20 protein-coding genes and 1 pseudogene are annotated in these 13334 nt (G+C 66.3%); 13 read left to right on the top strand and 8 right to left on the bottom strand.

The window, feature by feature from the left end:
• The first annotated feature begins 63 nt into the window (after positions 1-63).
• On the top strand, positions 64-270 hold the full coding sequence (locus NA4_RS19435) for a hypothetical protein (RefSeq protein WP_067471577.1): 207 nt from the start codon (positions 64-66) through the stop codon (positions 268-270).
• A gap of 86 nt (positions 271-356) precedes the next feature.
• Here the strand turns inward: NA4_RS19435 and NA4_RS19430 are convergent, their stop codons facing one another.
• Both NA4_RS19430 and NA4_RS19425 read right to left on the bottom strand, forming a co-directional pair.
• On the bottom strand, positions 357-863 hold the full coding sequence (locus NA4_RS19430; RefSeq protein ID WP_067471575.1) for a GNAT family N-acetyltransferase: 507 nt from the start codon (positions 861-863) through the stop codon (positions 357-359).
• Between the two features lie 322 nt (positions 864-1185).
• Entirely contained in the window at positions 1186-1755 is a 570-nt protein-coding gene (locus NA4_RS19425) for a hypothetical protein (protein WP_067471572.1), read from the bottom strand.
• A 182-nt stretch (positions 1756-1937) separates the two neighbouring features.
• On the opposite strand from NA4_RS19425, the gene NA4_RS19420 reads away from it, so the two are divergent.
• A complete protein-coding gene (locus NA4_RS19420) occupies positions 1938-2165 on the top strand; it encodes a hypothetical protein (protein WP_067471569.1) in 228 nt (75 codons plus the stop codon).
• A gap of 44 nt (positions 2166-2209) precedes the next feature.
• Here the strand turns inward: NA4_RS19420 and NA4_RS19415 are convergent, their stop codons facing one another.
• The 4 genes and pseudogenes from NA4_RS19415 to NA4_RS19400 all read right to left on the bottom strand — a co-directional run.
• Positions 2210-2446, bottom strand: a complete 237-nt coding sequence (locus NA4_RS19415) for a hypothetical protein (RefSeq protein WP_067471566.1) — start codon at positions 2444-2446, stop codon at positions 2210-2212.
• Between the two features lie 482 nt (positions 2447-2928).
• On the bottom strand, positions 2929-3996 hold the full coding sequence (locus tag NA4_RS19410) for a tyrosine-type recombinase/integrase (RefSeq protein ID WP_067471683.1): 1068 nt from the start codon (positions 3994-3996) through the stop codon (positions 2929-2931).
• 17 nt (positions 3997-4013) lie between these two features.
• Positions 4014-4232: a hypothetical protein gene (locus NA4_RS19405; RefSeq protein WP_067471563.1), complete on the bottom strand. Its 219-nt coding sequence runs from the start codon at positions 4230-4232 to the stop codon at positions 4014-4016.
• A gap of 229 nt (positions 4233-4461) precedes the next feature.
• Positions 4462-4599: pseudogene (locus tag NA4_RS19400) on the bottom strand (type II toxin-antitoxin system ParD family antitoxin); the annotation flags it as partial.
• Positions 4600-4821: 222 nt separating this feature from the next.
• Between NA4_RS19400 and NA4_RS19395 the strand changes: the two are divergent.
• From NA4_RS19395 to NA4_RS19375, 7 genes are all read left to right on the top strand, one after another.
• Positions 4822-5970, top strand: coding sequence for a nuclease-related domain-containing protein (locus NA4_RS19395; protein WP_067471557.1), 1149 nt, complete (start codon positions 4822-4824; stop codon positions 5968-5970).
• Between the two features lie 297 nt (positions 5971-6267).
• A complete protein-coding gene (locus NA4_RS19390; RefSeq protein ID WP_067471554.1) occupies positions 6268-7671 on the top strand; it encodes a DNA recombination protein RmuC in 1404 nt (467 codons plus the stop codon).
• Positions 7672-7779: 108 nt separating this feature from the next.
• Positions 7780-8154, top strand: coding sequence for a hypothetical protein (locus NA4_RS19385; RefSeq protein ID WP_157129139.1), 375 nt, complete (start codon positions 7780-7782; stop codon positions 8152-8154).
• A complete protein-coding gene (locus tag NA4_RS40530; RefSeq protein ID WP_157129138.1) occupies positions 8151-8312 on the top strand; it encodes a hypothetical protein in 162 nt (53 codons plus the stop codon). Before NA4_RS19385 ends, NA4_RS40530 begins: the two co-directional genes overlap by 4 nt.
• A 36-nt stretch (positions 8313-8348) precedes the next feature.
• A complete protein-coding gene (locus NA4_RS19380; protein ID WP_218022321.1) occupies positions 8349-9119 on the top strand; it encodes an endonuclease domain-containing protein in 771 nt (256 codons plus the stop codon).
• Positions 9120-9233: 114 nt separating this feature from the next.
• Complete coding sequence (locus NA4_RS40525) at positions 9234-9410, top strand: hypothetical protein (protein ID WP_157129137.1); 177 nt, start codon at positions 9234-9236, stop codon at positions 9408-9410.
• A 10-nt stretch (positions 9411-9420) separates the two neighbouring features.
• Positions 9421-9852 carry a hypothetical protein gene (locus NA4_RS19375; RefSeq protein ID WP_067471548.1) on the top strand — a complete coding sequence of 144 codons (432 nt, stop codon included), beginning with the start codon at positions 9421-9423 and terminating at the stop codon, positions 9850-9852.
• Between the two features lie 106 nt (positions 9853-9958).
• Here NA4_RS19375 and NA4_RS19370 read toward each other — a convergent pair whose 3' ends face one another.
• Together NA4_RS19370 and NA4_RS19365 are read right to left on the bottom strand one after the other, a co-directional pair.
• A complete protein-coding gene (locus NA4_RS19370) occupies positions 9959-10165 on the bottom strand; it encodes a hypothetical protein (protein WP_157129136.1) in 207 nt (68 codons plus the stop codon).
• 31 nt (positions 10166-10196) lie between these two features.
• The gene (locus NA4_RS19365; protein WP_084497239.1) at positions 10197-10655 is read right to left on the bottom strand and encodes a GNAT family N-acetyltransferase; all 459 of its coding nucleotides are present in this window, start codon (positions 10653-10655) and stop codon (positions 10197-10199) included.
• 272 nt (positions 10656-10927) lie between these two features.
• On the opposite strand from NA4_RS19365, the gene NA4_RS19360 reads away from it, so the two are divergent.
• From NA4_RS19360 to NA4_RS19345, 4 genes are all read left to right on the top strand, one after another.
• A complete protein-coding gene (locus tag NA4_RS19360) occupies positions 10928-11437 on the top strand; it encodes a peptide deformylase (protein ID WP_307188591.1) in 510 nt (169 codons plus the stop codon).
• Positions 11438-11579: 142 nt separating this feature from the next.
• On the top strand, positions 11580-12173 hold the full coding sequence (locus NA4_RS42145; protein WP_218022319.1) for a hypothetical protein: 594 nt from the start codon (positions 11580-11582) through the stop codon (positions 12171-12173).
• A 162-nt stretch (positions 12174-12335) separates the two neighbouring features.
• Complete coding sequence (locus tag NA4_RS19350; protein WP_157129135.1) at positions 12336-12767, top strand: hypothetical protein; 432 nt, start codon at positions 12336-12338, stop codon at positions 12765-12767.
• Between the two features lie 343 nt (positions 12768-13110).
• A partial coding sequence (locus NA4_RS19345; protein WP_157129134.1) for a hypothetical protein occupies positions 13111-13334 on the top strand: 224 nt, incomplete at its 3' end.

Here is a 13334-nt window from a genome sequence, read left to right as displayed (position 1 = left end):
GCCCCCGAAAGGTCGGGCGCCCTGGTTGATGCTGGGCGACCACTAGGAAGGGATGCTCATCGGATGACCGGTCGCACGCGCCGCGCTGATCTCCTGCTGGCCGGGGCCGCTGTCGGGCTGCCCTGCCTCGCGTCCCTCCTGGGTATCGCGACGACGGGAACCACGATCCGGCCCGACGCTGCGGGCCTGGCAATCAGCATCGCCGTCGTCGCGTGCATCGCGACCGGGTACGCGGCACTGCGTTGGTACGGGCGTTCAGAGAAGCTGTAACGCCGACGGCTGGGGGGAGACCGGTGAAGTGCATGTATTCGAGTTCTGCGGTATTCGGTGGTTCCTGCGCTGACCAGCGATCTTCACTAGGCGCTAGGGGTTGGGTTCGCCGGTAGCGTAAGCCGCATTTCGAATTCCGGGCGCGGATCTTCGCGGGAGATGGCTCCTGTGACGCCGGTGCGGCGGAAACCGTGGCGGTGATAGAGGCGTTCGGCGGTTGCGTTGCCGTCGGAGACCTCCAGGCGGATACCGGGGTAACCGCTGGCGGTGGCCCAGTCGATGACCGAGCGGACGAGGAGGTCGGCCATACCGGTGCCGCGTGCCTCGGGGGAAACCCACATCGAGATCAGGTGTGCGACATTGTTTTCCGCGATTGCGCCGACAGTACCGAGATCGTGATCGCCTGCGGTGCCGAGAAACTGGGTGCGGGCGGCGAGCAGGTCTCGCCAGTCCTGGTCGGTGCGGGCCCGTGCCTGGGCCAGGGTGGAGCCGAAGGCGTAGGGGGCCTCGGCGAGGGCCAGCAGCCGAATGCGGCGGAAGCGGTGCCAGTCGTCAGGGCCGAGCTGGTAGATGCGGACCGACTCGATATCCATGGCGATTATCATCCTCGAACGCGACTGGTTCCGACCCAGCAGATATCCGCACCGATCCGGTCCGATCCGAGTAACATCGCGCTATCAATGAGCTATCGAAATACCCTGTAGCACAGAGCAATTCATCCTAGCTCTGGCGCTAGAGGCCGACGCCTTGGAGCGCGTTGTAGCCCCCATCGGTCGACGTCCTTCCGTCCCGATCGGATCCCACTCGAGAACATCACCACAGGGAGTGTCTACATGGTGCTCGGCAGCGGCGCTCCGCTTTGCAGGCACCGAAGCCGGGTGCAGGATGACGACGACGATCGTCGCCCGCACACCGTCAGCTCTCGCCGAATACGGCATGGGCGGCGTGCTGTGCACGCCGGTAGTCCTGCCAGCGTGAGACCACCGCGCCGTCGTAGCGAACTGGCGATGCCACCAGATGCAAACAGACCCGGCGGCTGTCGTCGAACAGCACCCCCAACCACTCTGCCTGGGGTGTGATCGTGTACTCCTCTCCGTCGACAACCTGGACTACCGGCTCCCGAGGATTGAAGCCCATCTCGTCCATGAACTGGTCCGCCGCCGCGTTCCAGCGGTGCTCGGGCCATGGATCCGGCCGTGAACCGACTTCCCAGGAAATCGAGCACGCCCACGCCTGATAAGGGACCGATCCCGTGCGAGTCTGAGTGCCGTCGGGCCCGGTGGAATAGGTGGGACGTCGTGGCTGGCCGTGTCCGAACCACAGCTGGCGCGCGAGATCGATCGTTGTGGCGGCACCGCGGGCGAAGTCCTCGGTGAGTTCGTCGGCCGGCTCGTACACGGGGTTGGCACAACACATCACCGACGGCGATCCCGCGACGATCAACCCGCCACCGAGCCGGATCAGATACCGAATGGATTCGCTCACGCTTTGACTGTGACGGACGTTGACTCGCACAACTATTCACTATGTTGCTCGGACGCGCGCACGTCCAGCCATATCGCGCCTCTGCGAATTCGTTCACGCCCGGAGGTTGTGAGAGTCTACGGTGGGGCGGCGGCCCCGACTCCGCGCACCGCGGCGGGGCGACGACGACCGGAAGCGATCCAATGACCGATATCACGGACATGATGCTGGGCCTCACCAGGGCCCAGCGCGACGCCGCCGACCGGCTCGAACTCACACCAGGGGTAGACCTGCTCTTGCAGTACGCCGAGCCCACGGGGTGGGTAGCCTCGCTGATCACCCCGGAGGGCGAGCGACGCACGGCCGCCGGCACCGAGATCGGCCCTTTCCTCGAGGCCGCCGCAGATACCTTCGCCGCCCCCATCGTCTGACACTCCGCCCTCGAATCCAGGCGGGCGGGACGGCCCGGGAGCGATCAGCGGGGGCTGGCCGGCTCCACACGCAGCGCCCATGACCCGGGTTCCAGCGCCGCAGCCTCGGCGGTCACGGCGTTCACCACATCTATGAAGCGCATGGCCGCTGTCACGCCGGCGACGCCGTCGCTGCTGTACAGCTCGGCGAGCAGAGTGGTCACCGTGTCCTGGTCACCAGTGGCGTGCGCGGTATGGATTCTGCGCGCCCGGTCCAGAATGTCACGCACGGTCGTGGCCATGACCCTCATCCTCCCGCCGGGGCCGTTGTTTCGGAAAGTTCGCCATTGGCTTCGGTTCTATGGCTGGCCGACGACCGGCAGGCCGAGTTCCGGTAGGCCCGCCGGGATGCCGGGAATGGCCGCGCATGCGCCGCAGACACGGATCGGCACCGTTGATCTTCCCGCTCGGCACGGAGCCGTCGGTCCAGCCCAGCATCGCCACCGCCTGGTCCAGTGATATTCCCAAGCTGACCAGACCCGCTACCACCCACTCCGCGCTGCCCTCGAAGGCTACGCCGGCATCGGTCCCCTGCAAGCAACGAACACATGCATCCGAGTAGGTACCGTCCAGACCCGGCGTCGGCGGGAAGTTCACGGACATAGACCCGAGAGTAGCCCTCGTTGGATCGGCGGCCATCGTGTTCCTGAGCGATCCGCGGGCGGTAGCATTGACTTAGTCGAGTTGGCCTGCGGCACTGGGAAATTCGCCCCAAAGGACCTACCTAGAGCCCGATGCCCTGGAGGGCGTTGTCCCCCCATCGATCAACGATGTGCATATAGCCGTAGAGGACAGCACTGTTCTCTTTCCAGCCCCCTTGGGCCGCGATGGTTTTCACGTCGTGGCCGGCGCGGCGGGACTCGGTGGCCATGCCGGAGCGCAGGCTGTGCCCGGTGTAGCGGTGGCCGATCTCGGCGCGGTCGGTGGTGCGGGTGATGATCTCGCCGATGGCGCGCGGGGACAGCCGTTTCCCGGGGCGGGGGTTGCCGTGGCGGTCGATGGGCGAGAACAGCGGGCCGACTCGGACTCCAGCGTCGCCGAGTTCGCTGATCCAGGCGAGGACGGCGCGGACCGGGCAGGTGGCGGGATGGGTGCCGTGGGGCACGGCGACGGTGCGGGCGCCAGTCTTGCCGTAGCGGATCCGGACCACCAGGCCCTCGTCTTCGGCGGTGATGTCGTCGATGTCGAGTGCGGCGAGGTCGGAGCGGCGGGAGCCGATCGCGAAGCCGAGCAGCAAGACGGCGCGGTCGCGGATTCCGGCGAGTGCGTCGTGGGGGAGCTGGGTGCTGATGCGGCGTAGATGGCGGACCTGGGCGGGTTTGGCCTTGCCGCGTCCGCGGGGCTGGTTGGTGCGGGCCAGTTCCTCTTCGTAGATCTCGACTTTGCGCAGGGCGGCGGCGGTGGATTCGGGGGGCACGGTGAGGCCGCGGCGGCGTTGGGTGACCGCGACGCCGTAGATGCGTCGGCGGATGGTCGCCGGGGCCAGGCCCTGGGTTTCGTGCCAGCTGACGAAGGCGACGAACAGCCCGTAAGTGGTTGCCGTGTCGGGGATTTCGGGCGCGTTGGGATCGGCGGCGCGCAGGGTGGTGTTGAAGTCGGCGAGGAAGCGGCACCAGGCTCGCCAGTCGCTGGCGTAGGCGTCGGCGGTGGCCGGGCGCGGGGGGATCTGTCGCGTGGCCACGGTGTCGAGTTCGGCGAGCACCGCGGCCACGGCGGGGTCGGTGAGCGCCGGATCCAGCAGCGCGGCGGACGGCGCGACGAGATCGCCGGAGGCGTGGGCGGGGGCGGTCATCGGCTGCTCGACGTTGGTCAGTGGGCGCGGGTGCAACCGACGTCGCCGCAGCCGTAGTTCGGGTGGGCGCGGACGTGGCCAAGGGCGGCGCAGATTTCGCAGTGGCCGGGATCGCCGGCACGGCCACGCTCGGGGTTGGTGCCGGCGTAGGAGTGGGTCGGCGGGAAGCGGGGGTGGTGGCGGCCGGCGAGTTCGGCGTATTCGGCGCGCGCGGCGGCCGGGACCGGAAGGGACATGGCCCTGATCGTAGCCGTTTCTGATGTCCGCTTTCGAAAGTTACCTTCAGTGATGAGACTCGGCACTGATGTGTGTCAGTTGAGCGAGCTGCGGATTCGTCACTCGTGTCAGCGGGTCTCGTCACGGCATGTCAGTAATTCTCCGGCAGTTACCGAGTCGGGGCTTTTGCGGTCGGGGGTGTCAGTAGGTGACTCGTCACGACTGACACCGAATCGCCGACTGGATTTGTCAGGTTTCGGTGTCGCCTTCGACTTGTGCACGCTTTCGGGCCAGAAATTCCTCGAAGTCGAACGGCTCGGGCTCCCCGCTGCGCTCGCCCTCGATGAGGGCCTGGCGCAGCGCGTGTAGACGCGATTCGCGCGTTTGGCGGGTGTCTTGCGGTTCGCTCATGCACCGATTCTTCCAGTCGGCTTGTGTGAGGTTCCTCGGATCGAATGCCAGTTCGATCGAAACGTACTGGGGTTCAACAAGATCGGCCGCATGTGTCGGTGGCGCGGGCTACCGTTGATTCGTTGTTTTTCTGGTTGTGACGTGATGGATCGTTCCGGCTGTTCGGTTGGGGGCGAGCGACTTTAAGGGGGATGACCCGTGCTGGTCGTCAACGAGCGAGGGGATGCGCCGTATTCGGAGAAGGTGGTGGCCGGCTGGCTGCGTTCGTGCAATGTGCCCGGTGTCGCGGTCGCGGGTGGCTTCGTGCCGGGCCGGGGCCGGGGCGCGCGGGGTCAGGAAGCCGATTTCATCGTGTTCACCCCGAATGTGTGCGTGTGTATCGAGGTCAAGGGCACGCTGAGCCGCACCGGCGGACAGTTGTCGTGCCCGGTGAACGGCCGCTGGTCGATGCCGGGTTTCGCGGGTGATCCGGTGCATGTGCGCGCCGGTGATGTAAATCCGCTGAATCAGGCGCGTTCGGCGATGTTTTCGCTGAAGTCGATCACAGCGTCGGTGACCGGTGCCGAGCGGTTCGTGTCCGCGCTGGTGGTGGTTGTACCGTTGAGCGGCACCGTGGTGACGTTGAACAAGGCGCCCAAGCGGTTCATGCCCAAGGGTGTGGATGTGTTGCTCGGCGATCGGCCGCACGAGTTGTTCGCGTGGTTGCAGCGCGGCAGGTTCCGCGCATCGGTGTGGACCATCGCGCGGGTCGGCGCGATGCTCGACGCTCTGGGCGTCAACGACCCGGCCACCGACCGGGCAGCCTTGGCCGCGCAAGGCTTCCCCGCCACTGTCACTACCTCGACCGATCCGACCTCGGATGACGAGGATCCGTTCGCGCCGGATGAGGATCCATTCGCACCGACCACGTCGTGGAATCCCGACCCGGATACCGAGGTCGAGCCGTCGGCGGCGACCGGAACGCAGTCCTCCTATGAGGATCACTACAACGCCTGGCGGCCCAGCTACACCCCGACCGGCTACCGGCCGCCGGTGGCCCCCGCCCCGCCGGGACAACGTCCACCGTTCCCTCCGCGGACTGCTCGAACCCAGCCTCACGGTGGTCGCTCGCCTGTGAGGTCTGGGCTGCTTGCTGTTGCCGCGCTGGCGTTGGTGGTGTTCGGATTCTGGTACATGGCCGGCGGCCACCATCCGCACAGCCACGATTCCACTGGCCGCCCGGAGGTCACATCGGTGACCGAGGCACCGGCCATGCCTGCGCCTGCGGTTGCTCCGGCGCAGGCGGAGGTTCCGCCGACGACCGCGCACACCGCCCGGCCGTGTTACCCGCTGCAACCGGACTGCTGAGGCCAGGCGAAGCCGCTACCGACAGTGCCGGGCAACGACTTTCGTCACGCGGTGCCGACATCATTCGTTGGGATGATCCGATGCCATAGTCCCCAGGTTATTTCCGCGCCGACCAGCGACAATGCTGCCGGAATCGGTGAGGCGCGGTCTCGGCTGACGAAACACTGTCGGTGGGGTGTGGCATGCTCTGCGCCGATCGACACCCCTGGAGTTCTGGTCGATCGTCTGCGTCACCTTAACCGGCTCTGTTTCGGTAAAGCCGGTGCCCGAAATCATTTGAGTCATGGAGGGTTTGGCGTGATCAGTTCGATTGCTTTCATTATCGTCGTTGTCATCGTCGCTGCGCTGGCAGCGGGTGCCGGATACATGGTCTCGCGTGGCCGCGCCGACGGTGCCGAGGAACGTGCCCGCCACGAACACCAGCAGGCTGAGCGGGCGCTGAGCGAGCGCGACGCCGCGGTGGCGCAGGTCCAGGCGTTGCAGCAGCAGCTTCAGGAGGCCGCTACCGTGCGGGGCGGCCTGCAAGCTCAGCTGGATGGGGAGCGGCAGCGGTACGCCGAACAGCTGGGCCTGCTGCGCGGCGCTCAGGAGGAGATGCAGGACACTGTGCGGCAGATGGCCGGGGAGGTGTTGGCGCAGTCCGGTTCTCAGCTGATTCAGCGGTTCACCGAGATGACCGATCATCGTGCGAAGGCCACGGCCGGGGAGATGGATCAGCGTAAGAGCGCGATCGAAGCCATGGTCACGCCGCTGCGTCAGGAGCTGGACAAGCTCTATACCAAGGTGCAGACATTCCACGAAAGCGGTGTCGGCGCGTTCTCGGCGGTCGCCGAGCAGGTGAAGATGGCCAATAACACCAGCGAACGGCTCCGTAGGGAGACCGAGCAACTGGTCACCGCGCTGCGCAAGCCGGGAGTTCGCGGGCAGTGGGGCGAGCTTCAACTGCGCACTCTCGTGGAGGCGGCCGGCATGGTCGAGCACGTCGACTTCGAGCAGCAAGTGCATGTCGTCACCGGCGACGACAGCAAGAATGTGCGGCCGGACATGGTGATCAACCTCGGGGGCGGCAAGACCATCGTGGTCGATGCGAAAGCACCGTTCGGGGCGTTCCTGGACGCGCAGGATGCCGACGACGACTCCGCCCGCCAGGAGCGTGTGGTCGCGCATGCGCGCAACGTCCGCAGGCACGTCGAACAGCTTGCGGGCAAACAGTATTGGGCGCAGTTCGCGCGCACGCCGGAATTCGTGGTGATGTTCCTGCCCGCCGATGCCTTCTTGCACGCGGCTCTGGACCACGACGCCGGGCTGTGGGATCACGCGATCCGCAGCAAGATCATCATCGCTACCCCGACGAATCTGCTGATGTCACTGCGCACGGTCGCATACATGTGGCAGAAGCACACACAGTCCGTAAATGCCGAGGAGATAGCGAAACTCGGCCGTGAGCTGTACGGGCGAATCGCCACGATGGCCGATCACCTCAATGCCATGGGCGCCAGCCTGGGAAAAGCGGTCGACAACTTCAACAAAACTGTCGGCTCCTTCGAGGGCCGCGTGATTCCCGGCGCCCGCAAGATCGCCGAACTGCGTGGGGACGACCCCACATTGAAGGACCTGGCTCCTGTCGAACGCAGCGTGCGAGCGCTGACGTTCCCGAGCACCGCCGGCCCCGCCCCCGACGGTGACACCGGCGTGGCGTGATCTCACGACCGCTGGCGAGGGTGCCGCGCTGGCGGACCAGCACTCGACGGCACCCGCCGCGGGCAATCCTGTCGGGCCGGTGCCGTGGGCGGGCTATCGTTGTCGGGCATGGCAACCGCAATGATTTCGATGGACGATGCGCTGTTGGCGCGGATCCAGGATGCAGGCGGGGGGAATCTGTCGGAATGGATCGCCGCGGCGTGCCGCTCCAAGCTGCTGACCGACGCCGCCCGCGCGGCCCGTGAATGGGAGCGAACCCATCCGGACGAAGCCGCCGCCGCCCGCACACAGGACGCGGTGCGCGTGCTCGAAGGCGAGGCCGAACGCGAAATCGTCGAACATGCCGAGCAGGCGGCCCAGATCCGAGCCGGCGTGGGCACCGAACCGGCCACAGTCGACTATTTGGCCGCCTACGGCCACGTCCGGGCACTGCTCGAGCAGGCCGAGCGGCGATTGCGCGAACAGCTCGGCGGCGGGCAGTGACCGAGTCCGGCTACCCGGTGCCGGCACCCGAGCAGGTCGAAGCCTTGATGAACAATCCGGACCTGATCTGGGAAGACGTGCCAGCCGCCGAGGCTCCGCCGGTGATGAGCGAGGCCAACGCGACCGAGTTGCTGCGCCAGTCGGCCGAACAGGGCTAACTGCTTCGTGTCGGCCCCGTATGTCACCGTCATCTGATGCAGGACCAGATGCCCGAGGTTCGTATCGAGGATGGCCGTGTGATTACCGCGCCGGGTGTGGCGCTGATGTGGCTGCCTGTCGATGGTGAGGTTGTCGCGAAGATCCCTGCGCGCAAAGGGAATCGGCGGTGGCTGCACCAGTCTGTGCGTATCCGCTCCCCAGACTTGGACGGCGACCGGTGGTACCTGCCCCGCAGCTGCCTGACCCGCCTGGTCATCGCCGCTGTAGACCGCTACGGCCATGTCGTGGTCGCTCGGGACATGGCGAAGCTGTCGCGCTGCACCCAGTCCTGTCTGGACGCGACGGGGATGGACTGCGATTGCGCGTGCATGGGCCTGTCACACGGATCAGCGAACACCGATAACTGGGTCTGCGCCGTCGGTGACGTCGTCTTCTCCAACCGTGGTGAATTCACGCGCACCGCAGTGGTTTTCGGCCCCCAGGGCAGTGACCTCGACGCCGTCGTGTACCAGGGCGAGCTTGCCGGGTACCCCTACCGCGCGGACCGCGCCGGACGTTTTACCGAGGGCTGGCCTATTGCCTCGGAATTCGTGTGTGCGGGCTGTATGAGCGTCCGAGCGAGTGTGTGGGATCACTGCCATACCCACGGCTACGTCCGCGCACCACTGTGCGGGCCGTGCAACACACGCCACTGGCGCGGATGGAAACCCGAGCAGGGGCGGGCGCCGGTGAGCCGCAATATCGACTCCAGCTACTACCGGTGGTGCCCCGACTACGACGCTGAATGGAATACGTGCACCGCGTAGCAGAGGGACCACTGAATACGCCGGACAGGGGCAACGAACGCTGGTAGCTGCTGGTCAGGCGTGGGTTCGTCTCATCCGGCATGGTTTCGGCGCAGCTTCCGCTGGGTCGACCGCATGGCTGGCGAGCACGGCGTGCCGGTCCTCGCAGTCCGATCCAAGGCCGCCGCGCGGCTCCCGGAGCTGGACGATCAATCGCCGCAGGAGCCGGGAATCTCCTATGCCGGGCTCTCCGGTTCCGAAGAGTCGTTGCCCGGCAATGAATCCCGCGCGGACAGCGCCGCGCACGGTTAGGGTTGCCGCTGTGGCTGAGCGTGAGCAGAACTGGTACCCGATCTCGCGGATCGGGTACTTCACCGACCTTGTTCGCGAAGGCATCGACGTCACCCGCGGGCAGATCGAGTTGTTCACCCCGGCGATGGCCGAGCCGTACCGGCTCGACGACGCCACCGTGAACCGGGCCGCCCGGGTCTACGAGAACCAGCGGGCCGATCAGGTGCTGTTCCGCAACCAGGCCGACCGGTGGGCGGGCGAAGTCGCCACCGCCGCCGAGAAGGCCGCTCTCACAACCTATGTGGCGGTGCTCGATGAACTCGACCAGCTCACCGCCGATGTGCTCGGCATGTGCGCGACACTGTCACAGCAGACGATCGAGAAGCTGATGTCCAAATCCGATGAGGAAGCAGTGCTCGAGGCGCTGATGCGGCTTGCCCGAGACGGCAGAATCTGCCGGTAGACTTCACCGGCGGAAACCCCGGAACGATCCCTACCGACCACCGCAGGTGATCAGGCACATCGCCGGGGTTGCGTCTTTACCGCTGACGGAAACCGAGCAACGGCCCCTACCAAACAAAGTCGTCGGGTACCTCGTGGGTGTCGGTGGTGAAGTCGCAGCCTGGGACATTGCAGACGTACACCAGCTCGCCGACGTCCCAGTCCACCGCGGACTTGATCACCGATCTGTACGCACCGCATTCGGGGCAATCGTTGTTCGATTCGTCCACGGGCACGTAATCGTCGTCGTTCGGATCGACCACTACCTCCGCCATGCCGATCAGGCTATCGAGCGGACGGGCTTTGTCAGTGCGGGTTGGCATGATCGAGGTGAGGCCGCGGTCCCGCCCCCTTCGGGGCAGCGGTCGAGGGCGGCCCTGGTCTGTGGTTTCGGGGCCGCCCGTTCAGCTCAGCAGCATTTCGTAGACGGCGCGGGTCTTGGACGGCGCGGGTCTTGCCGGGCCCCTTGTAGTCGGTGATCACCGATACCTCGTCGATGGTGTGGTCACCGGGAACGTTGGTGAACCCCAGCGTGATCCATGTGGCGTGGGCTGCGCGGTTCTCGGGTTCCGAGGTCAGATACAGTCGCCGGCACTCCCAGTCGCGGCCGCGGTCGGCGACAGTGTTGATCAGCATCCGGGTGATGCCCCGCTGCCGGTGGCCGGGGTGGGTGATGACGTCCTGGAGGTAGATGTCATCGGGGGCGTCCTGGCTGCGGAATGCGATTCCGGCTACCCACCGCCCGCCTGGAGGTGCAGATGGCATTCCCCGCCGCCCTGGACCCAGTGGTGTGGGGCATCGAAACTCCCCGACCGCTGATGCCCGCCCGATCGCGACCCCACCGGCACGCACCAACGATAATGAGGCGGCGGTGTTCACCTGGAACACGACCAGCCCGCCGCTGCACACCCGCTACCGCATGGAATGGCGGTTCCGTTCACACCCGGAAAACCACTGAGCAGAAGGGAATTCGACCGTGATCGAGACCAAACCATCCCAGACCATGACCGAACTGGGCATCGTGCAAGCCGACGCCGATATCCTCGCCCGGCCCGCCCGCCCGTTCACGCTGCCCGAACGAAGCCGACACCGCAGGTGGTGTCGTCGACGACCTGTTCGCCGCCATGGACCGCGTCGCCCGCGTGCACCCCTTCGCCAAGGGCATGGGCATCGCCGCCCCACAGATCGGCATCGACCGCTGCGCGACCGTGGTCCGTCCCGCCGACCCCGACGCCCCGGCGATCGTGCTGCTCAACGCCCGCGTCATCGACCAGTCCGACGACACCGACGAGCAGTATGAGGGCTGCCTGAGTTTCTTCGACGTGCGCGGGCTGGTGCCCCGGCCGCTGCACATCACCGTCGAAACCACCACGCTCCCCGGCGAACTCGTCACCAACGCCTACCACCACGGCCTCGCGCGGCTACTGCTCCACGAGATCGACCACCTCGAAGGCCGGCTGTACACCGCCCGCATGCGCCCCGGCATCAAGCCGATGTCCGTCGAGGAATACCGGCTCAGCGGGCAGAACTGGATCTACGAGCAGTGACACCTTCCGAGGGCGAACATCGCAAGTCCAGGCTCTAGTCTCTACATTTTAGAGTCTAAAGTCTTGTGTAAATTGTTGCGTTGCTTGCCTTTTCGGCTCGAATAGCTCCCGCCTGCGCCGCGGGCATGTCAGACTGACGCCGATGTCGGGATTCACGCGCGATACCTACTACTACGGCGACAAGCTGGTGTACGAGGCGCTGCACTCGAAATGGGACCGCTACCACGGCACCCACTGCCGGTGCGGCCAAGACTGGATCACCGCGCACGCCGAGCCCGCCGGATTCACCGTCGTGCGCTCCGGGGGCGGGTTCACCGCCTTGACCGGGCCCGGCCTGACCGAACGCGTGGACGAGAGCGCCCTCACCGCGAACGCGCTATGGGAGGCCGTCACCGGCAAGCCCGGTACTCAGGACTGGCATGAGCAGGTTCGCGTCATCGACCGCAGCCCCGAAGCCCAGGCTGCACAGAAGGCCGACAGCGACGCCTACTACGCCAAGCTGCGGGAACGCTCTGCCGCGGCCAAGGTCGAACCGGCGACCGCCAAGCAGATCAAATACCTCGAGGCCCTGGCCGCCAAGACCGACCCCGAGCGCTTCGACACCGAATTCGCCAAGGCCATCAAGGGAACCGACATCAGCCCGCGCGGCGAAGCCGAAACCACCGGCCGGGCCGTGCGGCGGCTGACCCGCGCCTCGGCCCGAAAGCTCATCACCGCACTCGCCGGCCGCGCCTGAACTGTCGTTTCTCAAGTGATGTGGCAGAGAGGTCGGATGCCATGAGCTGAGGTTCGCCAGGCCGTGGTGTGGTCACGGTGTCCATCGCCTCTCATATCGGTTGGCGGATTTCGACCGGTGACATTCCTCGCCCTGCTGAAACTTTGGTTTCACAATGGAGGGGTGCCCCGTGCACGCCCGAACCGCTACACCGAGGTGATGCTCCGCGCCGACCTGCGCCGGATCACGAAGCGCCTGCGCGCTGATGCCGCCGAGCGGGGCGAGTACCTGCGCTATCCCGACGACGACGACCTCGCCGCGCTGCACGCGCTGGCCAGGATCGCCCACGCCACCGAGTCCCTGATCGATCGGCACATCGTCGCCGCCCGGCGTCGCGAACAACGGCTGCCCGACGGCACCATCGCCCCCGGAAAACCGGTGTCCTGGGAACGGATCGGGGACGCGCTGAACATCACCGGCCAGGCCGCCGGAAAGCGCGCCCGCACCCACCGGCTCGCCGTCACCCCACCACCGCCGATGACCCCCGAGCGGTACCAGCAGCTAGTCGCGGAGGGAATCCGGCTCGTCGAACAACTCGGACGCGGCCGCCGGTAGGAGCGAGTCGAGCAGCGTCTTCGCCACCTCACTCCCTCATCTACTACGAGGCCGCCCGAGACCCACTGAACACCACTTCGAAGATCGCTGAAGATGACTTCGAAAGCTGACAGGAGGGAATGGCCCTGATCGTAGCCGGTTTATGGGCTCCGACAAGTCAGATTATGGGAGGCCAGACACCAAGCGTTCGGAAATCAGGACGTATTCGCACTGTGCCGGAGTTCGCGCCATGTCGGGCTTCAGTTCGACTGTCCAGCGTCCAGTGCTTCGCTGGAAATTCGGATGTAGATCGGCATGTGTGTGATGGCGGACTGCTGTCGTGTCCTCCGATAGCCTGGCAGCTATGAGTGAGCCGCCTATCTCGTACAGCACCGTAATTGCCGAGATCCCGGAAAGGACGGAGCAGTCGGCGAATACCGACGAGGGCGGACTGTCCGGCATTGAGGACATGCCCGGCGAGGGGTCGTGCACCGAACGCGCGCTGGCGGACCTGGCGGTCGCCGAGCACGCCGCCCGGGTCGCCGATCTCGCGCGGGATCTCGTCGCGGTCCGCCCGCGTGAGGACCG

Source organism: Nocardia amamiensis NBRC 102102, assembly GCF_001612745.1.
In the GTDB taxonomy this organism is placed as follows: domain Bacteria; phylum Actinomycetota; class Actinomycetes; order Mycobacteriales; family Mycobacteriaceae; genus Nocardia; species Nocardia amamiensis.
The sequence above is the reverse complement of the archived record's forward strand: the minus strand, read 5'-3'. Positions and strand labels throughout refer to the sequence as shown.

Coding starts and splice junctions, on each gene's coding strand:
- NA4_RS19385 (WP_157129139.1), top strand. CDS start 7,780: ATGGCAACCGCAATGATTTCGATGGACGATGCGCTGTTGGCGCGGATC.
- NA4_RS19365 (WP_084497239.1), bottom strand. CDS start 10,655: ATGCCATCTGCACCTCCAGGCGGGCGGTGGGTAGCCGGAATCGCATTC.
- NA4_RS19430 (WP_067471575.1), bottom strand. CDS start 863: ATGGATATCGAGTCGGTCCGCATCTACCAGCTCGGCCCTGACGACTGG.
- NA4_RS19415 (WP_067471566.1), bottom strand. CDS start 2,446: ATGGCCACGACCGTGCGTGACATTCTGGACCGGGCGCGCAGAATCCAT.
- NA4_RS40525 (WP_157129137.1), top strand. CDS start 9,234: ATGGCTGGCGAGCACGGCGTGCCGGTCCTCGCAGTCCGATCCAAGGCC.
- NA4_RS19435 (WP_067471577.1), top strand. CDS start 64: ATGACCGGTCGCACGCGCCGCGCTGATCTCCTGCTGGCCGGGGCCGCT.
- NA4_RS19370 (WP_157129136.1), bottom strand. CDS start 10,165: ATGGCGGAGGTAGTGGTCGATCCGAACGACGACGATTACGTGCCCGTG.
- NA4_RS42145 (WP_218022319.1), top strand. CDS start 11,580: ATGTCGGGATTCACGCGCGATACCTACTACTACGGCGACAAGCTGGTG.
- NA4_RS19420 (WP_067471569.1), top strand. CDS start 1,938: ATGACCGATATCACGGACATGATGCTGGGCCTCACCAGGGCCCAGCGC.
- NA4_RS19410 (WP_067471683.1), bottom strand. CDS start 3,996: ATGACCGCCCCCGCCCACGCCTCCGGCGATCTCGTCGCGCCGTCCGCC.
- NA4_RS19405 (WP_067471563.1), bottom strand. CDS start 4,232: ATGTCCCTTCCGGTCCCGGCCGCCGCGCGCGCCGAATACGCCGAACTC.
- NA4_RS19380 (WP_218022321.1), top strand. CDS start 8,349: ATGCAGGACCAGATGCCCGAGGTTCGTATCGAGGATGGCCGTGTGATT.